The sequence below is a fragment of the Lacticaseibacillus suibinensis genome (assembly GCF_003946175.1).
GTDB lineage: Bacteria > Bacillota > Bacilli > Lactobacillales > Lactobacillaceae > Lacticaseibacillus > Lacticaseibacillus suibinensis.
The window spans coordinates 53106-77083 of sequence record NZ_RHOK01000002.1; the positions used below are offsets into that span (position 1 = coordinate 53106).

Genomic DNA, 23978 nt, shown 5'->3' on the forward strand with positions numbered 1-23978 from the left:
GTAACAACATGTAACCGATTGCCATTTTTGTAAGCTCTTTCTATGATTAAGACGCTTGCAAGCAGTAACACTATGATGAGGAGTGGCTCTATGACCGTACCAAACAAAGTGATGTTAATTACCTATGGCGATAGCATGGGTAAAAATCTGCATCAACTCAATCAAATTCTAAACACCTATTTTTCTGGGGCCATCGGTGGAATCCATATTTTGCCCTTTTTCCCTTCTTCTGGAGACCGAGGCTTCTCTCCCTTGAATTACACCACCGTGGATCCCAAGCTCGGCGACTGGCAAGATATTGATGAACTAGCCACAAATTATTATCTGATGGCCGACATTATGATTAATCACCTCTCCAAGCAATCCACAGAATTTCAGGATTACATTAAGCGCCACGATCAATCAGACTATGCTGGCATGTTTCTGAACTGGGATCATTTCTGGCCAGCAGGTCGGCCAACACAAGCAGATATTGATCTGATATACAAGCGCAAGGACAAAGCGCCATACCAAGAAGTTCGCTTCGCGGATGGCACAATTTCAAAAGTCTGGAATACCTTCAGTGAGGAACAAATTGACCTTGACGTTAAGAATATCAAGGCACAGTCACTCTTCACAACAGCAATGGCCACTTTTGCTCAACATCAAATCAATTTCGTTCGCTTGGACGCTTTTGCATATGCAGTAAAAAGATTGAACTCAACCGATTTCTTTGTAGAACCTGATATTTGGCAACTGCTGGAGCAGATTACCGGAAAGGCTAAGGAGCATCAACTTGAGGTACTACCTGAAATCCATGAGCACTATTCTTTAAACCGTAAAGTTAGTCAGCACGGATACTTCACTTACGATTTCGCCCTACCGATGTTAATCCTGTATTTTCTGTATTCTAAAGACAGCCACCCCCTCCTGAGGTGGCTGCAAGCGAGTCCAATGAAACAATTTACCACCCTCGATACCCATGATGGTTTGGGCGTGGTAGATGTCCAAGGACTTCTTTCCGCCGAGCAACTCGATTTTACGACACATCAACTTTATGAAAATGGCAGCAATGAAAAAAGGGTATACTCCGGACCTGAATATCAAAACCTGGATGTGTACCAAATTAACACTACCTATTTCTCGGCCGTTGGGGAGAGAGCGGATTGGTATTTATTGGCCCGTGCCATCCAGATATTTGCCCCTGGCATCCCTCAGATTTATTATGTTGGGTTGCTAGCCGGAAAGAATGACTTGGACTTATTGGAAAAAACAAAAGAGGGACGCAATATCAACCGCCATTATTATGACGAAAGCGAAATTGCTAACGCAGTCAAACTACCCGTTGTCGCAAAGCTGCTTCACTTGCTCCGCATCCGTAACTCGAGCCGTGCTTTCGATCTTGATGGTAGGCTTGTTTCTCATAATACACAGGATGGATTTGTCCTTATTCGTGAATCTGCTTCTTCAGAACACAACGCCAAGCTGGAAATCAATAGCACAACGCGCCAATTTCAAATCTATATCGATGGCTTGGCAGTCAATCTTTGACTAATTAATTGAGGTGAATATTTTGGATAGTTTAACTAATAAGCTTCAAGAGAAGCTAATACCTTTTGCTCGAAAGCTCGACACAAATCGCTATCTAACTGCAATCAAGTCTGGCTTTTTAGCCTCGATGCCACTACTGATTATTGGATCAGTTTTTCTACTTTTTGAAAATATTCCTTGGGCACCATATACAAACTTCATGGTTTCTGTTTTGGGGAAAAACTGGGCTCAATATTTCAGCATTCCCTTCGAGAGTACTTTTGATATTATGACCCTGTTCGTTATCATTGGGATGGCGAAGTCTTTGGGTGATTATTACAAGATTAACGCCATTGCATCCATCACAATCTCTTTGGCGACTTACTTAGTGGTTACACCCGATTTAACTACTAAAGCCGGCCTTCTAGGAATTCCAAAGTCCAGCTTGGGCTCTGCTGGACTCTTTCTTGCCATGGTAACGGTGATTGGTGCAATTGAGGTATATCGTTTGGTTGCCGCTAAAGGTTGGACCATCAAGATGCCTGATTCAGTGCCACTCAATGTCGCTGAATCCTTTTCATCCTTAATCCCTGGCCTAATTGTTATTTTGTTGGCCTACGTCGTTCGGCTCAGCTTTCAATTTACTGACTATGGCTCAGCACAGAGCTTTATTTACAAGATTCTTCAAATTCCGTTACTCGCTTTGGGCAGCACGTTACCTGCTCAGTTAGTTGCGCAGTTGTTCGAAAGTGTACTTTGGTCAATTGGTATTCATGGGGGCAATGTCGTGGGGTCCGTCATGGATCCCATCCGGATGACCCTCATGGCACAAAATGCTCATGCCTTCTCGATTGGCGCTGCTCTACCAAACATCATCCAATACCAGTTTGGGGCCCTATTCATCTCCATCGGCGGTTCAGGGACAACCATCGGCTTGGCCATTGCTGGGTTCTTCTTTATGAAGTCACGGCAATACAAAGCTATCAGTCGTGTCGCGTTCGTGCCTGCGCTGTTTAACATCAGTGAGCCCATTATCTTTGGTTTTCCAATTATCTTGAACCCTATTCTGATCATCCCGTTCATCATCACACCTCTCCTGATGACCGTACTAACCTACTTTGTCATGGCTACAGGTATCGTGCCACCAGCAAGTGGAGTTAACATTCCTTGGACAACTCCTGCCATCATCTCAGGCTTTCTTGTGTCCGGCTGGCGCGGGGCAGTATGGCAGGCGATTGAAATCGCACTGAGTACTGCTATATACTATCCATTCTTGCATGTTCTAGATGTCCGGGCACTTCAAAAAGAACAAGAAGACAGCACGAGCGTCAGCGTTGAGAACTCGGCTGCCACTGAAGGAGAATAGAATTTTGAGTACATTTCCAAAGAATTTTCTCTGGGGTGGCGCTTCTTCTGCCAATCAATCAGAAGGTGCTTTTGAGCTGGATGGTAAAGGCCTCTCAACCGCCGACGTCGTTCCCAGATTTGAGCCAGACGTCCGTCGTCACTATTCACATCCCTTCGAAGTCACGCGCACTGATGCCATGATGAATGCTGACGATACCACGTCGAATTTTCCTAAACGGCGAGGGACTGATTTCTATCATCACTACAAAGAAGACATTAAGTTGATGGCAGAGATGGGGTTCAAAGCTTTCAGATTTTCCATTGCTTGGTCACGGGTCTTTCCCCAAGGCGACGAGGAACATGCAAACGAAAAAGGGCTGCAATTCTACGAGCAAGTGATTGACGAATGCTTAGAGTACGGAATTGAACCTGTCGTAACCCTATCGCACTATGAGATGCCTTTGAATCTGGCACTCAAATATAACGGATGGCAGGATCGCCGCTTGATTTCATTTTTCACACGCTACGCCAAAACCGTAATCTCCCGTTTTAAGGGCAAAGTGAAATATTGGCTGACGTTCAATGAAATAAACGGCGTGCCAATGACCCCTTATACTGGCGGTGGGGCTTTTGCCGAAACCGCAGATATCCTCAAAGTTGGCTATCAGGCGGCTCATCATCAATTTCTTGCCGCGGCCCATGTTAAAGCTTTGGTACAGAAGATTGACCCCACTGCAAAAGTCGGTTGCATGATCGCCAAAATGGTCGTCTATCCAGAAACTAATGACCCTGCCGACATACTCGAAGCACAAGTCCAGAATGAGCTCAATAATTTCTTTGCAGCGGTTCAAGTTAGAGGCAGATACCCAGCTTACATGAAGCGTTACTTTCAAAAGCACCAAGTCAAAATACTCATGCAGCCTGATGACGCCGCTTATCTAAGCGCACACACGGCCGATTTTATCGGAATCAGTTACTACATGAGCTATACCGTGAGTGCAAGCAACAAGGCTGAGAATATAGGCGGTAACCTGAGAGCTGCCATTCGTAATCCTCACTTAAAGAAATCCGAATGGGGTTGGGAAATTGATCCGCAGGGCTTGTTGTGGGGATTGAAAGATCTTTATGATCAGTCTGAAGTGCCTATTTTCATCGTTGAAAACGGGCTAGGCGCAAACGACGTGTTAACACCGACGCATGAAATACACGACAATTACCGAATTGAATATCTACGCGCTCATTTGAAAGCTGTGGCAGCGGCAATTGAGGAAGGCGTTCAGGTAATAGGCTACACCGCTTGGAGTGCCATTGATTTGGTCAGTATGTCCGGATCGGATATGTCAAAGCGTTACGGATTTGTCTACGTTGATGCTGACGACTATGGCGTTGGCACTTACAACCGCTACCCCAAAGACAGTTTCTACTGGTATCAAAATGTGATCAAATCAAATGGTGCGAATTTATAGCCAGTAATCTGGCTAGCCAGCTAAAAAATGACCCTTCCATTTCATGATGGAAGGGCCGTTTGCTTTACATTATTTTCTGCGTCGCAACAATCCGCGCCACGAACTCATCCGCCGCACCGCGGAGCAGCACACTGTTGTAACTCTCGAAGTATTGGCCGAAATCCTCTTGGTTCACCGAATAACCCCGATAGTCATTGGCTAAGGTCACCAGCAGCGTTGGTTTTGCATCCGCATGCCGAATGCGTGCGCCAAGCGTGTGCACCAGTTCGCCTGGATAAGTCACAAGGCGAAATTCCCCACAATCCAAAATCGTACTATGAGTCTCAAAATGGGTATGGCCGAAGTCACGAATATGCTGATAGGTACTCAGGAAGCCTTTTAGCTCATCCTGTCTGGCTCCCGTCGCCGCTTGCGTTTCATTGTTTATTTTCGTCCACAAAACCTGGGCGTCAGGATTCGTCACCGGATTATAGTCGCTGGTCAACGTCACCTGCTGGCATTTCAAGCGGTCGAGCGTAACCGGTTTATCCGTAGCCGTGATTAAACCGGCGACGAGTTGCTCACTTTTTTGCGTGACCTCAGCAAAGGTGCTTTCGCGGCGCGTGTAGCGCGTGCTGGTGTTCCCACAATCCGTTAACATCACCACTGGTCGAATGCCGAAGCGTTTTTGATAGGCCTGCCGCACCCCGCCGACCAAATCGGCGGATAACTGGGTGTTTTTGACGTTCATAATAGTCGGATGCGTCCCTAACAGGAGCAAGGCCCCGAACAGCTTATCTTCCTCATCTAATGCAACCAGTTGTGCCAGTTGGCGATTGTAAGGCATCGTCGCCCGATCCCGGTTAGCATAGATGCCATCAGGAACCGTCGCGGTCCGCAATGCCAAGCGCCCTGGCTGAGCATTCTGGATGGCATTGGCCACGGCCTTCAACGTCTGCGTATCAATCTGCCGCCAATAAGTTTCATCGATGTCCGGATAGTCGAGCAACAGATCCGTTACCGTGGGTCCTGAATGGGTGTGAATGGCCGCAATCACTACCTGCTCCGCCGGCACCTGCCATTTGGCGGTGACTTGCCGTTTAATGCGATCAGCGCGATAGCCCGGTACGGCCACAATATCAAGGGCAATGAAAAGTAGCCGCGTCTCGCCATTCGCCAGATAAAACACCGATGTGGTCAAATGATCATGTCGTCCTGTGGAGCGGCGGCTTTCGTAGCCTTCCATTTCACACCCGATTTGCGGGTCAATCAACTGGTTGTCTGTTCCAATAAGCATTGCCGTGCCTCCTTAACCTAAACCCAGCTTAGCACTTTTGACGAAAAATATCACTTATAAGCTTTTTCTTGATATTTGTATCAACGATGCTATACTGACGATGTAATGGTTTTCATTTTTCGTTAGGAGGCATTGTGATGAAAAGAATGAATCGCTTCTTCGATCATTTCCAAGAATTCATGGAAGCGAAGATTGTGCCTGTGGCCAATCGAATTTCCAACCAGCGCCATCTTGCGGCGTTGCGTGATGGTTTAACCAACTTGGTGCCCTTTACCATTATTGGTGGTATCGCTTTGATGATTGCGAACCCGCCAGTCAACACCGACCTGGTCAAGCCAACCAACTTCTTCAATAATTTTCTTTTGGCCTGGATGCACTGGGCGCAAGGCAATTATGATATTTTGACCGTTCCCTTTAATCTCTCAATCGGGATTATCTCAGTTTATGTGGTCTTAGGGGTTTCCTATCAACTCGCCAAGTCCTATAAAATGGCGGCTTTTCCTAATTCCCTGGTGGCTTTGATGACGTTCTTTGCCGTCGTTGCTGCGCCCAAGACCGTCAATAAAGTGCTTCAAATCGACACGACATTATTAGGTTCTAATTCCATGTTCGCCGCCATTATCATTGCGCTACTCGTCATTGAAATTAACCGGTTCCTCATCAATCACAAGATTGCCATTCGGATGCCGAGTCAAGTCCCTCAAGCCGTGGCCGCACCATTCGAAGTGTTGCTACCATTGATTGCCAACCTCCTGATTTTCGGCGGGATCAACGGCTTGTTGGGTCACTTCAACACCAACATCGGCACCTTTATCTTCGCGATTTTCCAGCCATTGATGCACGCTGGGGCGTCACTGATTTCCATGATGATTCTGGTCGAAGTTGCCCTGATCTTCTGGTTCTTCGGGATTCATGGCGACAACATGATTTCAGCGGTCACGACGCCAATCTGGACCGCCGGCTTGGTTGAAAACCTGCAGGAATACGCTCAGCACAAGCCACTGACCAACATCTTCGTTGGGAACTTTACCTTTATCTTTGGTGAAGCCGCAGTTTACATCGCTATTTTGATCAGCATGTTAGTCTTTGCCAAGTCCCCACAACTCAAATCATTGTCGCGCTTGGCTTGGCCCGCAACGCTGTTTAATATCAATGAACCGCAAGTCTTCGGGATTCCAACGGTCATGAACCTCTTCACCTTCATCCCCAGCTTCATCTGCTTGCTGATTGATATGCCAATTGCCTACTTCGCCACCACACTTGGGTTTATGGGTAAAACCGCGATGAGTGTGCCGTGGACTTTGCCCGCACCACTCTATGCGTTAATTTCAACGTTAGATTGGCATTCACTGATTGTCTGGTTCCTGATTTTTGCGATTGATTTCGTGATTGTGGCACCATTCATGATTGCTTATGATCGGCAGCTCTCAATCAAAGATGCGCAAGGGGAACCCGCAGCCGAATAAGCTCAATTCGAAAACTAAGGAAACGTCTGCTTGCACGTTGCAACAGGCGTTTTCGTGCTACTATGTAAGTATCAAAAACGAAGGATGGTTTGATATGGACCTGGAGGAACGCATTGGGATTTATTACACGACGCTAACCAAAACTGAACGCCGCGTCTACCAGGCCATCCTGGCCAACCCTGCCGCGTCTGCGGAACGCTCGATTCAAGAGGCCGCCAAGCAATACAACGTCTCGGTCGCCTCCATTCAGCGATTTGTTAAAAAGGTGGGCTACAAAGGCTATCCTGAATTCAAGCTCGATGTTGCCAAGCTCCTGGCGGCGCCAGCGCCTGAAGCCGCACAGTCGACGCGCCTTCAGCGCATCATGGCCGGCTACACCAAAACCTTCCAAATTCTCGCGCAGATGGATCTGGAACAACCGTTAAATCGCCTCGTTGCGGCCATCCATGACCACGCCAGCGTCAAAGCCATTGGGATTGGGAACTCTGGGCTTTCAGCGGAGCAGCTAGTTTATTCCATGTATTCAGAGGACCGATTCATTGAACCAGTCACCGACCAAATTCGGGTCGACTACCTCACGCATGCGTTAACCAAAGATGACCTGCTGATTATTTTCTCCATCACCGCTTCCGTTCATTCTTATCAAGCACTGCTCACTAAGGCTAAGCGCCTACACACCCCAGTTTTTCTCATCACGATGAATCAAGAAACACCATTACTGAAATTAGCACCGGAAACCATTATCTTGCCTTCTACGCATATCACCGAAGTCGACAACACGCCGCATCAAATTGATAATCGGACGATTTTGTACAGTTTTGCTGAAGTCATTTCGTATTACTACGCGACAAGTGAATAAGCTCAGCACAAAGAACCGGCCTCGTTAACAACGTGTTAACGGGGCCGGTTCTTGCACTCCCGACCGATTATTTGCATTCATGGTTTCTCAGTTAACGTCTGTTTTAGTAACGAATAACTTCGATAAACGAGCATCCCATTCTTTGTGTAAAATCTTTGGGCGTCTCCATCAGTCCACAAAAAGTATACGTGATAGATATGTTGCTTTACCATTGTGGCCAACATGGTATGAAAAAGGACATAACCTAGGTGCTGCCGGCGCATATCGCTTCTGACGCCAAAGGGTCCAAACCGACCAGTGCTACCATCAATCGCCCGCTGACAGTAACCAATAATTTCATCGTATTGATTAACCGCAACGATGATGGTCCTTGACGCCAGGCCGCTTTTTATCGCCTGACGCACATTGACTTGCCAATCTGGGGCAAAGTCTTTGCTCAGCAACATTAACAACGAATAGGTATCACTCAGTTGGAATGGCCTAATTTTAATCCCCAAGGCTTCGACTTGGTTTAATACTTGGTCGAAATTGACTGGCCGGTGATAATTCACTAAGGTGCGCTGCATCGACACGGCATCACCGCTCTTCACAAAACCTAACTTCTGAAAGAATGGCAACGCGTTCGGGTAGGCGGCTGTATCCACACCTGGAAAGAGATAACTTGCAGGGTACGCCGCGAGGGTAATCTGCTGAACACCTTCACCAACAAAAAGCTGCTGAATACGAGTCACCAGACTCGCTCCCCGCCTTTGATGCTGTGCTTGCGGCAAAACGCCCATCGCGATCAGCCACCCTTGCCGTGTTGCCTGGTCAGCTGTTGCCCAGAGAAAACCGACCACCTGGCGGCCGTCAAGCATTAAAAGAAAATGCTGCGCATCGAACTTTGAATCCAGTAAGATTCGGTTCGTGAAGCCGGCAAGATCGATTGGATCAGCCGCCAAGGTTTGATTCCAGACCCGAATCGTGGCATCAAGATACTGGGACGAAAAAGTTGCGATTGCCATTGTTTCCTCCCCTAATCGTTTCTGAAGCCGCTGAAACGACACTAAAATTCAGTGATAAAGTGTGCAATTTGCTTCCCACCTGTCAATGCAATCAGGTCATGCACGCAACGATTCTGAGTTGCGTCGAACAACTTGTCCAGTTGGGCAGTGGTCAGAAAGCTTAGAAAAATCGCGGCCAACGTTTGCGGCGAGACGAGTTCCTGCGTTACTTCTGTGGTGTAATCAACCCCCTGAGCACTCAAAGTATAGGTGCCAGAATTCCAAGGCGCGGACTCGTCTTTCACACTAAACTGAATGCTCTGTTGGATTGGAAAAGCACTTAACCAGAATTGAAAGAAGGCTGGTATATCAACAATTCTCGCCATCGTGTCCTGGTAAATATGCTGTTCAATTCGCGGATCATCGAAGTCAAAACTAAGCGCCTTGGCGGTCGTTGACATCCCAACGATTTTAAACACGTTAGATTGGTGGGCAGCAAGAAAGCCTAGCAACTGTTGCCGCCAATGATTTTCAGCGGCAATCAAATCAACCACTTCAATCGTCGTATCCACCTTGCGATAGCTCAAATAAGCAACCACCGATGAGTGAAGGTACAGCAGGGCATAATTCAAGTCTGGATACTGGGCCGCTTGCCGCTGCCACCATGGGGCATCCCGAAATGGCATACCGTGAGTTTGATGAACCTCTTGCGTGTACAGCGCTTGGATCGCATCAATTTGATCACCTGTCAATTCTGACGGTTGCTTCCTCGCTACAGTATAAACGCGATCGATGGGAAAATTCGGATAGCGTTCCACAGGTATTTCATAATGAAGACGCTGCGTATACAGCTCGTACCCAAATTGCCGGTAAAATGAAGGCGCAAATGGCTGCAATATCGCCACGACTTGCCCAAGCCGATGTGCCTCCATTAAGCTTTGGCGGACCAATTGGGTGGCAATTCCACGTCCGCGTGCTTCGGGGTAGACGCCAACATGGTTAATACCCACGGCTTTTAACGACTGGCCATAAAAATTCACAGTAAGAGGCAGATTAATCAATTGGCCTTTTAGTTCATCATTGTCAAAAGCCCCGATTCCTTGGCCCATGTTGAGCAGGCACCGGTAGTCCTTGGCCTTCTGCGCCGTGTATTGTGAATGAAAAACATATTTTCGAAGTTCAATCGATTGATCAACATCAGATTGGGTTTGAAAGCCGCGAACTTGCATGTTTTCGCTCCCTCCTTAATTCTTAAACTGTGACTTATAGTTCTTAGCTAAGCGCTTAGAAGCGGTAATGGCAGCAAAACTGCGATCAAAGTCCTGACTGAAGTAGAGATATAAAATGACGTCAATGACGAAAAACTGGCCTGTAATCGAGTTCGTCGCCCCCACACGAACATCTGGCTCCATCGGTTTAATGGTTTTCAGTGAAACATCACCTAATTTAGCCAAGTGGTTCTGGCCGAACATCGTCAAGGTAATCAAAAACAAGCCACTCTCTTTAGCATAATTCGCTACGTATAAGATTTCCGGCGTCTCACCTGAATTTGAAACGAGCCACAGCGTATCGTCTTTGGTGGCGTTGCTTAACTCCGTCAAAAACACATTGACATCACGGCCGACTACGACGCGCAAGCCGATTCTGGCCCATTTTTGCCGAATATTTTCTGCCGCCAAAGAAGACGCGCCGACCCCAAAGACATAAAGCGTATTAGTTTGTTTGAGGCGGTTCACTGCTTTGTTGCAGTCATCTGGCTTCAGTAAGCTCTTGGTCTGCTCAATATTTTTGGTCTCATTTTCAGCTAACTTGTCGCGAATCGAGCCAAAGGATTCATTGGCTTTGATATCAAGCTGCTTCTCGTCATCCTCTTTACCCTCAACGAGGTCCATCGAGAGCATAATTTTCATTGCCGTGAAGGAATCAATATCAAGTTTCTTCACCATTCTGACCACTGTCGCAGAACTCGCGCCTGCCAGCTTTGCGAGTTGATCGACGCTATAGTTAACCGTTTCTTCCGGGTGTTCTAACACATATTGCGCAACCTTTGACTCTGCGGCAGTCAGATCATCTTGGCTGATACGAACTCGATTCTGAAAATTCATCTTGATTCCCCCTTAGAGAAGAAAAAAGTTCTGATAAGCCTGTTATCAAAACTTTTCCCCGATTTGTTTTTTTAATGCGGATGATTTTTGCTCAAGGCCTGCATCTTCCGCACGCGATTGGCCAACCAGCCTTTGCCTTCTCCCGCCATAAAGAGTTTATAGTTTCTAGTCGCTGCCATGAAGAAGACGATGCATCCAAACAAGAAAACGACTTGAAAGGCAATCAGGGCAATTCGATTATTCGTGATGGCCTGCCCCACAATGAGCAAGATAAAGCTGGCAAACCCAACGAGCGTCCCGTAGATCCGGTGGCCACTTTGATAAACCCAACTCACCAGCGCTAGCGCAGCGGTGAAGAGCACCGCCAGTACTAAAAACATCATAACCGCATAACCCATCAGTATCATCCTCTCAGTAACGGTAATAAGCGCGGCTTTCCTGCCAGAATCTGTGGTCAGTTTCCCCACTCAACTCAATGCCAGCGTCAACATCCGCAATTGTTCGCAGCTGGCAGCCTGCTAAATATTCAATAAACCGATGCTTCGTACCAATTGCAGGCGACACCAGATCCATGGTGAACCGATCTGGCCAAAGTGTCATCATGGCTTTCAACACATTATACCCTAATGTAAGCGGATTAAATGCATTATCCATGATGTGCACTTGCACGCCTTGGCAAATCGCATGTGCGTGCTTGGAGGCTAGCGGTTCAAACCAGACTGGTTGAAACCGAAGATGGTCGTCCTGCGCTGCAGTTTCAGTCAAGCAATTCGCCAGTTGATTTGCATCAATCCAAGGAGCGCCAAATTGTTCGAACGGTTTCACCGTGCCGCGACCTTCAGAGACATTCGTGCCTTCCAGTAAACACAGTCCTGGATATAACCGCAACGCATCCAAAGTGGCCAGATTAGGCGAAGGGGCAACCCACGGCAGACCATTATCTAACAAGTTTCGACTAGCATCCCAGCCCCGCATTCTTGCGACGGTTAATTGCAACTGCGGTGTGAGGTGATCTTTAATCCATGCCGCCAACTCGCCAATGGTTAGCTCATAGCGATTCGGTAAGGGCAGCAAGCCCACGAATGAGAAATAATCATGATTCATCGCTTGTCCTACCGGCCGCTGCCGCCCTAATGGTAAAGGCCGGTCAAAAACCAACACTGCCATGTTCGCCTGCGCTGCGGCTTGCATTGACTCTAACAAGGTGTAGATATACGTGTAGTAGCGGACACCGATGTCTTGGATATCAAAGGCCAACACATCGATGTCAGTGAGATCATCCCCTGCAGGTGCGCGATGGCTACCGTAAAGGCTGACAACTTCAAGGTTAAGTGCATTATCGAAGTAGCTCTCAACGCTTTCACCTGCACCGACAATTCCGTGAAGTCCATGTTCTGGTGTAAATAGCTTAGTGACACCAGCGCTAACTTCGTTCAATACCTGGTAGGTTGGCTTAAACGTCGCGGTTAACCCGCTGAAGTTTGTCACTAACCCAACGCGTTTGCCCGCAAGTAACGCCGCGTATTCGTCAACGGCTTCGTTGCCTAGCTCCATCGTCATCAGCCGATCCTGAACATTTTTTCCGCCACTTCAGGCATATCTTCTTCATCGATGCGCTCCACAGAAAAGAACTGATTGCCCTTGGCCATTTTGGCCTTGAATTGCTCAATTTTCTTCTGATCGCCTTGAATTTCGACCACGATAGTACCCTCAGGCCCTCTTGAGGAGACACCCGTTAAGCCTAATGGCATCGCATAGCGTTGTGCCACATACTTAACGCCTCCCTCAGAAAGATTGCCGTGAATCGTTAATTTTTTACGCATCGATCTAAACCTCCTAAAAACTATGCTGTCGCGGTCGTACCAGCTGCTTCAGCGTCTTCTTCCGCTTTTTCTTCACGTTCTTGCTTCAACAACTGTTTATCATACATCATTGTGAATGGATAGTAGATAGCCATGTAAATGGCAAAGTTGAGGAGCATGAGCACAACGGCACGTACATCGGCTTGGGTAATCATGTAACCCATGATCGGGAATGGTACCGTGAATGGCGCAAGCATTGAAGTCTTATTCACGAGATCAAAGTACATCGCAAAGTAAGTAATCGTGGAAGTGATGAATGGTCCAACAATAAATGGAATGGCCAGCAATGGGTTCAAAACAACAGGCGCACCGAAAATAATAGGCTCGTTAATATTGAAGACCCCAGGGATAAAGGCCAATTTACCGATTTGCTTTAAGTAAGCTGACTTAGCAAACAGCATGGCAATCAAGCAAAGCGCTAACGTACCACCTGAACCGCCGATCCAAACGAAGGTGTAGAAACCTTCAGTCGCGATGTTAGCAGCGGCATGCCCGGCAGCGACAGCATCAGCATTTTGCTGCCAGAGAATCAGCCAGAATGGCCGCACCAGATTACCGATAATCGAATCGCCATGAATACCGGTTGCCCACAGTAGGGTAATCAGAAGTGGTGGTAATACAAGGCCAAAGTATGAGTTCATGCCGACATCAACAATTGGCTTGAAGAGTGTCATCAGCGCACTGTTAATGTTGAAGTGAAGCACGCCCGAAATCACCCAAACAACAATAATCACAACCGCTGATGGAATGATGGCGGCAAATGACTTCGAAACTGATTCCGGCACTTGATCTGGCATCTTAATGGTGATGTTATGCTTTGCACAAAAATGAATGATTTCTGTTGAGAAAATCGCGACAATAATCGCAGTAAACATACCTGATCCACCAAGATAAGTCATCGGCATTACCATGCCCAATGAAACCTTGGCATTAGCAGCATCATTGGCTAACACTGGAATGGTGGTCATCAGGAAGGCGCCCATCGAGATCAACCCGCTTGATAATGCATCCAATTCGTAATGCTTGGCCAGTTGATACCCGATCCCAAAAGCGGCGTAAACCGCCATCAAACCAACGGTGATCCGGTAAGGTAACATGATTGTTGCCACATACGGGGCTACGAACTTAGTCCAAGCCCCAATTGGAAACTGAGCAATAAGAACAAAGAAGCTACCTAACATCACCAACGGCATGGTGGCGATAATCCCATCACGAATCGAGACCAAGTATCGGTTCTGGGAAAGTTTAACCATCGGTGGCATCATTTTAGCTTCAATCCAATTTAAAAACTTTTGCATGTTGACATCCCTTTCTGCAAACGCTTTATTTGCAACTACAGTATAGCATCTTGATTTTATGTTTCAATCATTTTGTTAAAAAAATGAAATTTCATTTCTAAGCGTGAACTAATCAGCTGCCGTAAAAGTGAATTTGGTCCAAGGATACAGGTACTTCAGCAGTGGTAGCTCTGCGTCATCAATGCTGCCTACTTTATTTTTTCTCAAATCATGGTGCGGTTTGAGCACCACTTGAAGTTCATTTTTGTATACGCCAAAGTCATCATTGCCAATCAAGATATCACCACGCTCAAAATCGTGCGTATTGTCATGGGGGCGGTTAGCATCTGGCCGATATTTCACCCGCGATTCGGTGGAGCGGGCCACCAGTGCATTACTATCGCCACGCCGATAATGGTTTTCTTGTAACAAGATTTTGCGCTCAACCGGATTGATACCGGCCACGGTCTGCACATTGAAACTTAACTTGTAACGATCTAATGCAGCCAACGCCCTCAATTCAGTCTCGCTGGCATATGCATTGCCGATGATGACATCATCGATTAAGCCGCTCATAAACATCGACTTGGCTTGAGTGGTGATGGGCAAGTAGCGGTCGCTTTCTCTTGTTGGTAAACCATCATTAACATTCCACGGGCCTTGGGTTCCTACCTGGCTCGACACAAAAGCCGCCGTGTGAATGCCCCGGCTCTTGAAACGCTTCGTGCAGCGTTCAAAAAATTCGTCTTCCAGCCCCGTCCCCACCTGAGGATAAAAGTTGTGACAGCCATATAAAAACGGCACATTAGCCTGATAGCTCAAGATATTGTCCAGATATCCGGTATCATTGCTCATGTTCAATTCAATGATTAACTGCTCAGGATTGTAGGAAAGATCAGCTTCGGTAATGCCGTTAAAACCTTGGTCCAATCGCACTGCAGCAACGCCAATCCGCTTAAAAAACGCAAGATCAGTGTAAGAAATACCTAGTTGATCAAAAATCCGTGGTGAAACGTCCAGGGTGGTTTTGAAGCCGTGTTGATTCCCAAATTCGATAATCCGGCGAAATTTTTCCTCGGTGGCTTTGACGTCATTCGCCTCAAGCATGCTCATAAAGATGCGTGTGAAACCGTACTTTTCGCCTAACAGCAAATAGGCTTTATCTTCCGCCTCATTGCTGTGGTTGGGATAGATTGACAGACCCAGTTGTCTCATTGTCATAATGACTAATTTCCTTCCTTTGCTTTAAACCAGTAGAATGCACCACAAGCATTATTCCGCGTCGTCGTCAGGAATTGCACGTTAGATTGCTGGTTTTTGATTGCTTTTTCAAAGGCCTGGCGATAGGTTTTGTTGTGTAACAAAACGGTCCCCGACTCTGCCACTTTGAGAGGTCCATCAGGGTTAACCCGGGTAATCATTAATCCTACTTGATTTGCCAATGCAGTGGCGGCCTGCTCAATGATGCTTTTTGCAGTGTCATCTTGCTCTGCCAGCGCAGCCGTGATCATGGCAAATTCTGCAATCTCTTTGCGCGACATGCTGTAAACCCGTGATACCAATTCATTAACTGATTGCGCTGGCGTCTGATCAAGAAATAGCTGAACAAAACCCGGCGCCGCCTGTGTATCCTGGAGGTGGGTAATGGCTTGCAACGTCCGGCGAGCAATATCGTAAGCACTACCCTCATCACCAATCAAGTATCCCCAGCCACCAACGCGGAGAATCTGATGCTCCTGTTTGGCAAACACTGCAGAGCCAGTACCGGCGATAGCCAAGATGCCATTGGCACCTTCGAGGGTATTCCACAAGCCCAGTGTCGCATCACTCATCAATTCGATGGGACCAGCGTAGCTTTTGCTAAGGCGTTTTAGCAGGGCTGGTGCCCCACCGGCAGTCTCTGCACCAGCAATACCGATCACAATGCCCTCACATGATGTCAGCGCGTAATCATCCCCAATTTCCTCTACTAATTTGACCAGATTATTCTTGGTTTCCTCAAAATTTACTAGCAGATTACCTTGCCCGGCTTGATAAGTACTCAGCACCTCACCATCTAAGCTGATGACCTGAGCAACAATATGGGTTCCACCGCTGTCGATTCCAATCACAAACCGCATTTTGACACTTCCTTTTGTCTTGACTAACGAATTGACTACGGTTACATTATAAACGTAAGAAACAACATTTCAAATAATTCACGTAATTTAAGATTTTTTATTTCAAAGAGGCAAAACATGGCAAAGCTGGAACTTCAATTTTCGTCAAATGTTCTACAAAATCAAGAAACGATTCGACTCCTGCTCCCTGACCACCCATCGTCCAAAAGCCTCCCTACAATCTGGTGGCTTCACGGTCTTGGTGATAATGGTAGTGTCTGGTTGCGAAAAACGCGCCTCGAGCTCTTCGCCTCCCAGTACCAAGTAGCAATCATTCTGCCAGATATGCACCGGTCTTTTTATCGCAATGCGCCGGATGGTCAACGTTATTTCGATTATTTAACCGAGGAGCTACCAGCCTATCTGGAAACACTCTTGCCTCTGGCAACGACTGCAAGAAAGCGATTTTTAGTGGGTAACTCAATGGGTGGGTATGGTGCCTACCATTGGATTGCCCATTATCCAAGCTATTTTAGCCATGTCGCCACGCTATCTCCGGTCACTGATCTTGCTGTAGTCAGGCGACTAATGCCTGACTACCGAAACACCATTGGGCCAGACCCGGAAAAAATTCCGGCACTCAGCACAGAGTTCGCGTTAACAGCTCCTGATTTGAAGGCAGTTAATTGGCTTCAGAGCATGGGCACCGATGATGAATTACTTGATGATTGTCAGCACTTTGATCAAATGATACGTGAGCAATATCAAATCGATTTAAATGCACACATCGAACCCGGCAAGCATGATTGGAATTTTTGGGATGCGCAATTACCAAAAATCTTTGAATGGCTTCCGCTAGAAAAGTTGACAGGAGGTAGCAAAGCATGAACTACACGGAAATGCGCAATCCCAATACCAGCAAAATTGACCAACTAAGTACCGAAAATGTCCTCAAGTTAATCAACGAAGAAGACCAAAAAGTGGCCCCAGCATTGGCCGCCCCACAAATCATTCAACCACTAACCGGTTTGGTTGACAGTGTGGTCGCCGCCTTCCAAGCTGGCGGTCGGCTTTTCTATGTCGGAGCTGGCACTAGTGGCCGCCTAGGTATCCTGGACGCTTCAGAGTGTGTGCCGACCTTTGGCGTTTCGCCCTCACTCGTGCAGGGCCTCATCGCCGGCGGCAGCACTGCCATCACGCATGCAGTCGAAGGGGCAGAGGATTCAACCACGCTGGGTGCGGAAGATTTGAAGGCGCATGGGCTCACCAATAAAGACGTCGTGATTGGCCTAGCCGCCAGCGGTCGTACCCCTTACGTCATCTCCGGACTAAAATTTGCCCAGGCCACCGGTTGTGTAACCGGTGCGATTAGTTGTAATTCCGATGCACTAATCAGCCAATATGCTAATTATCCGATTGAGGCGATTGTCGGGCCTGAGATTTTGACCGGATCAACGCGGATGAAAGCTGGTACAGCCCAAAAACTGTTGCTAAACATGATTTCCACCACTGCCATGATTAAAATCGGCAAAACTTACAGTAATCTCATGGTCGACTTGCAGCCAACCAACAGTAAGCTCGTTGATCGCGCTCAACGCATCATCGCCGAGGCCACTGGGGTGTCAAAACCAGAAGCCCATCATTACTACCTTGCCTCTCATCGGCGGCCGAAAGTGGCTATTTTGATGATTTTGGCCCAAATTGACGAAAATGCGGCCGAAGCCCGGTTAGCTGATGCCCACGGCAGAATTGCAGATAGCCTTAATCAAATTAAGGCTGATTAATTAACTTTGATCTAAAAATGAATGTGGCTCGCTACCGCTGGTATTCTGGCGATGACGAGCCATTCTGATTCAGCAGCCCTAGCTGAATACCAATCAGTCGCTGACCAGACGACAAAAAGACCCCTGCTCATTCGAGCAGGGGTCTCGCCTTCCCAGAAGCAAGCTGGCATGGTGGCAGCACTCGCTTCTATTTCGCCTCCTGGCCATAAACCGCCAGTTCGGTTAACGCTGGGAAATATTCCGTGCCAAGCGCACGTTTCAGTTGGTTCAGTTTAATCCAGGTCACGGTGCGCGGCGTGAACGCATAACGCTGCGCCGCCGCGGTTTTGGCCATGGTAATGGCTTCTTCGCTGCCGTCCGAGAAGCTCAGCACGCCATCGGTCCAATAGGTATCATGCGGATAATCCGCCCGCAAAGTAATCACCGCGGTATCGATGGTCACTGGCCGGCCAAAGTCGATGGTCAACTCAGCGTCTTCCCGCTGATCAATGCCCCAAGACTGAAACGGCCAGTTGCCGTGGCTTTCATTGGCCACGTAGCCGTCGATGGCGTTGCGCGCGTAGAAAACATACTCGCCACGCGTTTCCGCGTTGGCGCTAGCGTGCGGATAAACGCTTTGCGCCTGACGCAGATCATGACTGTTCACCGCGAGGTTGCGGCGAGCCGCAATTTCATCGGCAGTGGCATAGCGGACACTGGCGTAATGGTTGCGCCCAGCAAAGGCGGATTCAGGGTACGGCCATTCGCGCAGATCATTGACCGGAATGTCAAAGTGCCAAGTTGGCGCTGTGAGGTAAACCAACGCTGGGGCCAGCGCGGGATCGAATTGGGCGACGAGATAGGCGGGGGTACGCTCAACCGTCACTTGATAATAATCACCGCTTTGATAGCCGTGGTGGTAGGCCACATAGGCACTAGCGCCAGCAGGAGCAGCTTGAACGACTTGGCCGGCATGGTACAGGCCGAAGGTTAACTTTGCCATGGCGGTTTACTTCAGGTCAGACATGGCGACTTGGTCCATGTCATCATAGGTTTGGTTTTCACCACACATCGCCCAGATGAAGGCGTAGCTGGTGGTGCCGACGCCGCAGTGAATCGACCAGCTTGGGTTAACAACGGCGGATTCGTTGGTCATCACAATGTGCTTGCTTTGACTTGGTTCACCCATGAAGTGGAAGACCCGCGTGTCGGCACTTGGGAATTCAATGTACAGGTACGTTTCCATCCGGCGCGCATGGGTGTGCGCTGGCATGGTGTTCCAAGAAGAACCTGGGGCCAAAACGGTGTAGCCCATCTGCAGTTGGCAGGTGTCCATTTGACTGGCATCGATGTACTTGTAGATCACCCGCTTGTTCATATGTTCCTGATCACCGATTGGTTTTTGCAAAGCGTTGGCAAATGGGAGCTTTTTGTCTGGGTAGGTCTTGTGCGCTGGCGTGGACACCGTGTAGAACTTCGCCGGCTGCTTTGGATCTTTCGACGCGAACACGACATGCTTGTGGCCCATGCCGATGTAATAACCGTCATGTGGCACCATGTCCTGGGTGTCGCCGTCAATGGTAATGGTGCCTTCGCCGCCAATGTTGATCACGCCCAGTTCGCGGCGCTGCAGGAAGAAGTCAACGCCGAGCTGCTTGTCCAGCACGATTTCCAACGGTGCGGTGGTTGGCGTCACGCCGCCGAAAATCATGCGGTCGTTATAGGTATAGGTCAAATTGATGTCACCTGGGGTAAACAGGTGTTCAACGAGAAATTGGTCCCGCAGCTCCGCGGTGGAGTAATGCTCGATATCCTTAGGGCTGTGGGCATAGTTGGTGTGCATTGAAAATGCCATGGTGTTATCTCCTCCTCAAATGAGTGAAAAAATGTGCTGATTAACGAACCAGGTAGCCGCCATCAACTGGAATGATGGCCCCGTTGATGTAGCTGGAAGCATCACTGGCCAAGAACACGGCAATCCCCATCAATTCATAAGGTTCTGCCCAGTGACCGGCTGGAATCCGGTCCAGAATTTCCTGGTTGCGGCTCTTGTCCGCGCGAATTGGCGCGGTGTTTTCAGTCTTGATGTAACCTGGGGCGATGGCGTTCACGGTGATGTTGTAAGCGCCCAGTTCGGAAGCAAAGGCCTTGGTCAACCCGGCCACGCCATGCTTAGAGGCGGTGTAAGAAGGAATAAACTTACCGCCTTGGAAGGACAGCATGGAACCGATGTTGATGATCTTGCCATACTTTTGCTTGGCGAAGACCTTCGCCGCCGCCAGTGAAACGTGATAAACCGCGGACAGGTTGATGGCGATGACACGGTCCCAATCTTCATCCTTAGATTCCAGCAATGGGTTGCGGCGGATCATGCCGGCGTTGTTGACGAGAATGTCAATGTGGCCCATCTTCTCAACGGCTTCAGCGATCACTTGTTCAGCCACGCCGGCCTTGGTCAAATCAACATCGGCGAACTCAACTTTGCGGCCGCGCTTTTCAATCAGACGCCGCGTGTTGTCCCATTCCGCCTTGCCGAACGTCGGAATGAAAATGTCGGCGCCGGCTTCGGCCATGGCGATGGCATAGCCTTGACCCAATCCAGTGTTCCCACCGGTGATGACGGCCACTTTGCCAGTCAGGTCGAACTTGTTCATGTTGAACTTATCGAGTTCTGCTTCGTGCTGCTTGATTTCTTCTTCGCTTTGGTGAATTTCTGCCATATGCTTTGCTCCTTAGCTTTGCGTCTTATCATTTCTTATATGGAAATGATGTTTCTTATTTTGTCAACAGAGCTAATATAAGCTGTCGGTTCGAAAAATGCAAGCGGTTGCGGCTGTTTTCAAACCAACACCCGCGCCGAAACGTTAATCCGACGCGGGTTGCTGAGGGTTAAAATCTTTCTTTAAAGCACGGATTCGATGGCGTGCTGGGTGTTGAGCAGCAGCCGCACAAACTGCGCCCGGCGCTCATCGGATAAGCGATATTTCGGCGTCGACACAGAGATGGCCCCGTACAAATGGTTGCTCTTTTGCAGCGTGACACCTAAGCAGTAAACTTCCGGCTCATTTTCCTCATTGTCGATGCTAATCCCGGTTTGGCGAATCCGTTTCAGATCCGCTTGCAAGGCGGTTTGCTTGGTCAAAGTCGCCGGCGTTAAGGCCTTCAGCTCGCGGCCGCTCAGGTACTGGTGCAGCTGGGCCGTGCTGTAGCCGGCCAGCACCGCCTTGCCCATCGCCGACGAGTATAGATTCATGGTGCCCCCGATAATCGACTGCAGCTTGATGGAATTGGGGCTTTCCAGCTTATCAATCAAAACAATCTGATCATCGCGCACCACGCCTAAGTTGATTGTTTCCTGCGTTTCATCCCGGAGTCGCTCCAAATACGGCCGCACGGTACCGGCAATGTCGAAGCTGGCTAGGGCCTTTTGGGCATAGGCAATCAACTGCGTGCCCATATAGTAGCGTTTAGTTTGATCATCACGGCGCACCAGACCAAGCTCGTTCATTGTGGTCAGGACCTTCAGCGCGGTGGGCTTGGCCATGGTCACGCCGGCGCTAATTTCCGCTAACGTCGGCGCGGTTTCTGTGCGCCCTAAAAAATCGAGTATCTCTTTTGCTTTCACTAGCACTGTGCCATACGGTTTGTTGGTGTTTGTTGGCATCGTTTTGCCCCCATCATCGTTTATCATTTGGAAATCATTCATATCATAAGCGAAATAAGGCAATTATTCAAGCGGCTAGTCGGTTAACACTTCAATATGGTAGTAGCCTGGGTGATTATCGGAAATGAGATAGACCAGCGTCTGGTGGGCCGGGCCGTAGAAGGTCTTGGTCAGATGAAACACCGCTGGCGCATCGGCATAGTTGGCTTCCTGGCCCAAGGCGGCGATTTCCTTTTGCAGGCCTGGCAGTTCAGTGCGCGCCTGCACATTCACCAAGGTCTGCGTGGGATAGTCAGCCAAGTTGCGATCGAGGCGCATTTCGCGTGAGAGACTGCTGCCGGTTTTGAGCCGTTCAATCGCCGCATGATCCAAGTAGGTACCTAATAAGTAACGATCTTGGAACTTCCAGGCCACATCGTTGGCATAAGCGACTTGGTGAACACAAATCAGTTGCTGGCTTTCAGTGGGATCCCCGAGCAAGGTGGAGATGGTCGCGTTACTGACATTTTCATCCACGGTGGTGACGCTATGTTCATTCATCCGGACGCGTTGGCCCGTGGCGTCAAGCTTATAGGGTGAGAATTCACTGAACCAGGCCTTTTGGTGATTCAGGTTGCGCCGGACAAACGTGCCATCCCCTTGACGCCGGACCAGGTAGCCTTCGCTGACCAGTTCATTGAGGGCCCGCACGGCAGTGGTGTTGCTGACGCCATACTTGGTCCGCAGCTCCCCTTCTGAGTAGATTCGCATGCCGGGTTTGAACGTGCCATCCTCGATGGCTTTAACGATTTCTTGCTTAATCAATTGATATTTTGGCTGCATTTTGACGACTCCTATTTGGAAAATTAGGGTTAACGTGATAACTGATGTTTCTCCCCCAATCTACGCCAACTTGCCAGAAAAGGCCAGCTTTTTTAATCATAAAATCATCAAATTTACCAGACAGTCCAGCCGTTTTAGGGTTAACTTAGTGAAGGTTGTCACTTGGTCAAAAAAACGTTTGCAAAAAAGCGTTTACAAACAAAAAAATCCGGCGTATGCTAGGTCGTGAAATCAGATAACACGTTAACCCTTTATAATCTTAACGTGTTGGGAGGACGCTATGACACAGATCAATTTGGAACCTGTGCAAGACCCACAGCGGTTTCTGAATCAACCTTTGCTAAGCCAAGCCGAGATTGACGACGCCATCGCTGCGGTGATTGCCAAGGTGGAGCACAACATTCTGAAGCTCGGGGAAACCTTCCCCAGCTCATCGACCAAGAACAGCAGCTACGAGCCCACGAAGAACGTGGAGTGGACGACGGGTTTCTGGACTGGGATTCTGTGGTTAGCGTACGAAGCAACGCATGATGAACGGTTCCGCCAGTTGGCAGAGAAAAACGTGCAAAGCTTCAAGTACCGCATCGACCACGAAATCGACGTCGATCACCATGACCTCGGTTTTCTCTACAGTCCCTCTTGCGTCAGCGCTTATAAGCTGACCGGCAATCCGGTGGCCAAAGCGGCCGCCCTGGAAGCGGCTGATAAGCTAATGACGCGCTACAACCCGAAAGGCGAGTTCATTCAAGCCTGGGGGCCAAAAGGCAGTGCTGAGAATTACCGGCTGATTGTCGACGCCATGCTCAACATTCCGCTCTTGTTTTGGGCCAGTGAAGAAACGGGTAAGCCCGAGTATCGCAACGTGGCGGCCAAGCATTACGCCACCACGCTGAAATATGCCATTCGGCCAGATGCTTCCGCTTTCCACACCTTCTACTTTGACCCGGAAACCGGCAAGCCACTCGGCGGGAAAACCCGCCAAGGTTACGCGGATGACTCGAGTTGGGCCCGCGGCCAGAGTTGGTTGATTTACGGCATCGCGTTGAACTACACCCGCTTGCAAGACCACGCGGATGTGCAAACGTTCAAGGCTGTGACCAACTACTTCTTAAACCGCCTGCCTGAAGATCTGGTGTCTTACTGGGATCTGATTTTCCACGACGGCGACTGGCAGTCGAAAGACTCCTCCGCCACCGCCATCGCGGTTTGCGGCATCAAGCAAATGGAAGGCTTTTTGGCGGAAGGAGATGAACTTAAGCCGCTTTACCAGCACGCTGCTGCGGCGATGATGCGTAGCTTGATCAACAACTACACAGCCGAGCAAACCACTGGCATTACCGCCTTGTTGAACCACGGCGTGTACTCCTGGCATTCTGGCCGCGGGGTCGACGAAGGCAATTTATGGGGCGATTATTTCTACTTAGAAGCGTTGATTCGTTATAAGAAGCAGTGGCAAATGTACTGGTAAGTCGCACTTATT

General features: G+C 48.7%; 23 protein-coding genes. 8 read left to right on the forward strand and 15 right to left on the reverse strand.

The genetic code is table 11. The features are described from left to right. Positions 1-90 precede the first annotated feature (90 nt). Genes gtfA through EKM90_RS01305 form a run of 3 tightly spaced genes read left to right on the forward strand, consistent with a single transcriptional unit; the run spans position 91 to position 4322 of the window. A complete protein-coding gene (gene gtfA, locus EKM90_RS01295; RefSeq protein ID WP_125579248.1) occupies positions 91-1530 on the forward strand; it encodes a sucrose phosphorylase in 1440 nt (479 codons plus the stop codon). A 22-nt stretch (positions 1531-1552) separates the two neighbouring features. Further along, positions 1553-2875, forward strand: coding sequence for a PTS sugar transporter subunit IIC (locus EKM90_RS01300; RefSeq protein WP_125579249.1), 1323 nt, complete (start codon positions 1553-1555; stop codon positions 2873-2875). A 1-nt stretch (position 2876) separates the two neighbouring features. Continuing rightward, positions 2877-4322, forward strand: coding sequence for a glycoside hydrolase family 1 protein (locus EKM90_RS01305; RefSeq protein ID WP_318530971.1), 1446 nt, complete (start codon positions 2877-2879; stop codon positions 4320-4322). A 64-nt stretch (positions 4323-4386) separates the two neighbouring features. Here the strand turns inward: EKM90_RS01305 and EKM90_RS01310 are convergent, their stop codons facing one another. Then, positions 4387-5598, reverse strand: a complete 1212-nt coding sequence (locus EKM90_RS01310; protein ID WP_125579251.1) for a neutral/alkaline non-lysosomal ceramidase N-terminal domain-containing protein — start codon at positions 5596-5598, stop codon at positions 4387-4389. 137 nt (positions 5599-5735) lie between these two features. Between EKM90_RS01310 and EKM90_RS01315 the strand changes: the two genes are divergently transcribed. Both EKM90_RS01315 and EKM90_RS01320 read left to right on the forward strand, forming a co-directional pair. After that, positions 5736-7064, forward strand: a complete 1329-nt coding sequence (locus EKM90_RS01315) for a PTS sugar transporter subunit IIC (protein WP_125579252.1) — start codon at positions 5736-5738, stop codon at positions 7062-7064. Between the two features lie 94 nt (positions 7065-7158). After that, a complete protein-coding gene (locus tag EKM90_RS01320) occupies positions 7159-7923 on the forward strand; it encodes a MurR/RpiR family transcriptional regulator (RefSeq protein WP_164507802.1) in 765 nt (254 codons plus the stop codon). A 77-nt stretch (positions 7924-8000) separates the two neighbouring features. Here the strand turns inward: EKM90_RS01320 and EKM90_RS01325 are convergent, their stop codons facing one another. The 9 genes from EKM90_RS01325 to EKM90_RS01365 form a co-directional block, all read right to left on the reverse strand. Beyond that, positions 8001-8864, reverse strand: a complete 864-nt coding sequence (locus tag EKM90_RS01325) for a GNAT family N-acetyltransferase (RefSeq protein WP_164507803.1) — start codon at positions 8862-8864, stop codon at positions 8001-8003. A gap of 104 nt (positions 8865-8968) precedes the next feature. After that, positions 8969-10135: a GNAT family N-acetyltransferase gene (locus tag EKM90_RS01330; protein ID WP_125579255.1), complete on the reverse strand. Its 1167-nt coding sequence runs from the start codon at positions 10133-10135 to the stop codon at positions 8969-8971. Positions 10136-10150: 15 nt separating this feature from the next. Continuing rightward, positions 10151-11011 (reverse strand): MurR/RpiR family transcriptional regulator, encoded by an 861-nt coding sequence (locus EKM90_RS01335; protein WP_125579256.1) that lies wholly within the window; start codon positions 11009-11011, stop codon positions 10151-10153. Positions 11012-11082: 71 nt separating this feature from the next. Beyond that, on the reverse strand, positions 11083-11409 hold the full coding sequence (locus EKM90_RS01340; RefSeq protein WP_125579257.1) for a hypothetical protein: 327 nt from the start codon (positions 11407-11409) through the stop codon (positions 11083-11085). Positions 11410-11422: 13 nt separating this feature from the next. Further along, a complete protein-coding gene (locus EKM90_RS01345; RefSeq protein ID WP_125579258.1) occupies positions 11423-12571 on the reverse strand; it encodes an exo-beta-N-acetylmuramidase NamZ family protein in 1149 nt (382 codons plus the stop codon). After that, positions 12571-12834, reverse strand: a complete 264-nt coding sequence (locus tag EKM90_RS01350; protein ID WP_125579259.1) for an acylphosphatase — start codon at positions 12832-12834, stop codon at positions 12571-12573. The genes EKM90_RS01345 and EKM90_RS01350 overlap by 1 nt, the downstream gene beginning before the upstream one ends. Positions 12835-12854: 20 nt before the next feature. Continuing rightward, positions 12855-14171, reverse strand: coding sequence for a PTS sugar transporter subunit IIC (locus EKM90_RS01355; protein WP_125579260.1), 1317 nt, complete (start codon positions 14169-14171; stop codon positions 12855-12857). Positions 14172-14279: 108 nt separating this feature from the next. Beyond that, positions 14280-15371, reverse strand: coding sequence for a DUF871 domain-containing protein (locus tag EKM90_RS01360; RefSeq protein ID WP_125579261.1), 1092 nt, complete (start codon positions 15369-15371; stop codon positions 14280-14282). Between the two features lie 5 nt (positions 15372-15376). Then, positions 15377-16270 carry a BadF/BadG/BcrA/BcrD ATPase family protein gene (locus tag EKM90_RS01365; RefSeq protein ID WP_125579262.1) on the reverse strand — a complete coding sequence of 298 codons (894 nt, stop codon included), beginning with the start codon at positions 16268-16270 and terminating at the stop codon, positions 15377-15379. 117 nt (positions 16271-16387) lie between these two features. On the opposite strand from EKM90_RS01365, the gene EKM90_RS01370 reads away from it, so the two are divergent. Beyond that, the gene (locus EKM90_RS01370) at positions 16388-17137 is read left to right on the forward strand and encodes an alpha/beta hydrolase (RefSeq protein ID WP_125579263.1); all 750 of its coding nucleotides are present in this window, start codon (positions 16388-16390) and stop codon (positions 17135-17137) included. Then, entirely contained in the window at positions 17134-18033 is a 900-nt protein-coding gene (murQ, locus tag EKM90_RS01375; RefSeq protein WP_125579264.1) for an N-acetylmuramic acid 6-phosphate etherase, read from the forward strand. Before EKM90_RS01370 ends, murQ begins: the two co-directional genes overlap by 4 nt. Before the next feature lie 187 nt (positions 18034-18220). On the opposite strand, the gene EKM90_RS01380 is transcribed toward murQ, so the two are convergent. The 5 genes from EKM90_RS01380 to EKM90_RS01400 all read right to left on the reverse strand — a co-directional run bounded on the left by EKM90_RS01380 (position 18221) and on the right by EKM90_RS01400 (position 22498). Continuing rightward, positions 18221-19015 carry a hypothetical protein gene (locus EKM90_RS01380; RefSeq protein ID WP_125579265.1) on the reverse strand — a complete coding sequence of 265 codons (795 nt, stop codon included), beginning with the start codon at positions 19013-19015 and terminating at the stop codon, positions 18221-18223. A gap of 6 nt (positions 19016-19021) precedes the next feature. Further along, a complete protein-coding gene (kduI, locus tag EKM90_RS01385; RefSeq protein ID WP_125579266.1) occupies positions 19022-19867 on the reverse strand; it encodes a 5-dehydro-4-deoxy-D-glucuronate isomerase in 846 nt (281 codons plus the stop codon). A gap of 40 nt (positions 19868-19907) precedes the next feature. Continuing rightward, complete coding sequence (gene kduD, locus EKM90_RS01390; RefSeq protein ID WP_125579267.1) at positions 19908-20732, reverse strand: 2-dehydro-3-deoxy-D-gluconate 5-dehydrogenase KduD; 825 nt, start codon at positions 20730-20732, stop codon at positions 19908-19910. Positions 20733-20914: 182 nt separating this feature from the next. Next, positions 20915-21676 (reverse strand): IclR family transcriptional regulator, encoded by a 762-nt coding sequence (locus tag EKM90_RS01395; protein WP_125579268.1) that lies wholly within the window; start codon positions 21674-21676, stop codon positions 20915-20917. Between the two features lie 75 nt (positions 21677-21751). Beyond that, positions 21752-22498, reverse strand: coding sequence for a GntR family transcriptional regulator (locus EKM90_RS01400; RefSeq protein ID WP_125579269.1), 747 nt, complete (start codon positions 22496-22498; stop codon positions 21752-21754). A gap of 280 nt (positions 22499-22778) precedes the next feature. Here EKM90_RS01400 and EKM90_RS01405 point away from each other — a divergent pair, with 280 nt between their 5' ends. Continuing rightward, a complete protein-coding gene (locus EKM90_RS01405; RefSeq protein ID WP_125579270.1) occupies positions 22779-23966 on the forward strand; it encodes a glycoside hydrolase family 88 protein in 1188 nt (395 codons plus the stop codon). Positions 23967-23978: the final 12 nt, after the last annotated feature.

Coding starts and splice junctions, on each gene's coding strand:
- EKM90_RS01395 (WP_125579268.1), bottom strand. CDS start 21,676: ATGCCAACAAACACCAACAAACCGTATGGCACAGTGCTAGTGAAAGCA.
- kduD (WP_125579267.1), bottom strand. CDS start 20,732: ATGGCAGAAATTCACCAAAGCGAAGAAGAAATCAAGCAGCACGAAGCA.
- EKM90_RS01340 (WP_125579257.1), bottom strand. CDS start 11,409: ATGGGTTATGCGGTTATGATGTTTTTAGTACTGGCGGTGCTCTTCACC.
- EKM90_RS01335 (WP_125579256.1), bottom strand. CDS start 11,011: ATGAATTTTCAGAATCGAGTTCGTATCAGCCAAGATGATCTGACTGCC.
- kduI (WP_125579266.1), bottom strand. CDS start 19,867: ATGGCATTTTCAATGCACACCAACTATGCCCACAGCCCTAAGGATATC.
- EKM90_RS01400 (WP_125579269.1), bottom strand. CDS start 22,498: ATGCAGCCAAAATATCAATTGATTAAGCAAGAAATCGTTAAAGCCATC.
- EKM90_RS01345 (WP_125579258.1), bottom strand. CDS start 12,571: ATGACGATGGAGCTAGGCAACGAAGCCGTTGACGAATACGCGGCGTTA.
- EKM90_RS01315 (WP_125579252.1), top strand. CDS start 5,736: ATGAAAAGAATGAATCGCTTCTTCGATCATTTCCAAGAATTCATGGAA.
- EKM90_RS01330 (WP_125579255.1), bottom strand. CDS start 10,135: ATGCAAGTTCGCGGCTTTCAAACCCAATCTGATGTTGATCAATCGATT.
- gtfA (WP_125579248.1), top strand. CDS start 91: ATGACCGTACCAAACAAAGTGATGTTAATTACCTATGGCGATAGCATG.
- EKM90_RS01370 (WP_125579263.1), top strand. CDS start 16,388: ATGGCAAAGCTGGAACTTCAATTTTCGTCAAATGTTCTACAAAATCAA.
- EKM90_RS01350 (WP_125579259.1), bottom strand. CDS start 12,834: ATGCGTAAAAAATTAACGATTCACGGCAATCTTTCTGAGGGAGGCGTT.
- EKM90_RS01365 (WP_125579262.1), bottom strand. CDS start 16,270: ATGCGGTTTGTGATTGGAATCGACAGCGGTGGAACCCATATTGTTGCT.
- murQ (WP_125579264.1), top strand. CDS start 17,134: ATGAACTACACGGAAATGCGCAATCCCAATACCAGCAAAATTGACCAA.
- EKM90_RS01310 (WP_125579251.1), bottom strand. CDS start 5,598: ATGCTTATTGGAACAGACAACCAGTTGATTGACCCGCAAATCGGGTGT.
- EKM90_RS01405 (WP_125579270.1), top strand. CDS start 22,779: ATGACACAGATCAATTTGGAACCTGTGCAAGACCCACAGCGGTTTCTG.
- EKM90_RS01360 (WP_125579261.1), bottom strand. CDS start 15,371: ATGACAATGAGACAACTGGGTCTGTCAATCTATCCCAACCACAGCAAT.
- EKM90_RS01355 (WP_125579260.1), bottom strand. CDS start 14,171: ATGCAAAAGTTTTTAAATTGGATTGAAGCTAAAATGATGCCACCGATG.
- EKM90_RS01380 (WP_125579265.1), bottom strand. CDS start 19,015: ATGGCAAAGTTAACCTTCGGCCTGTACCATGCCGGCCAAGTCGTTCAA.
- EKM90_RS01320 (WP_164507802.1), top strand. CDS start 7,159: ATGGACCTGGAGGAACGCATTGGGATTTATTACACGACGCTAACCAAA.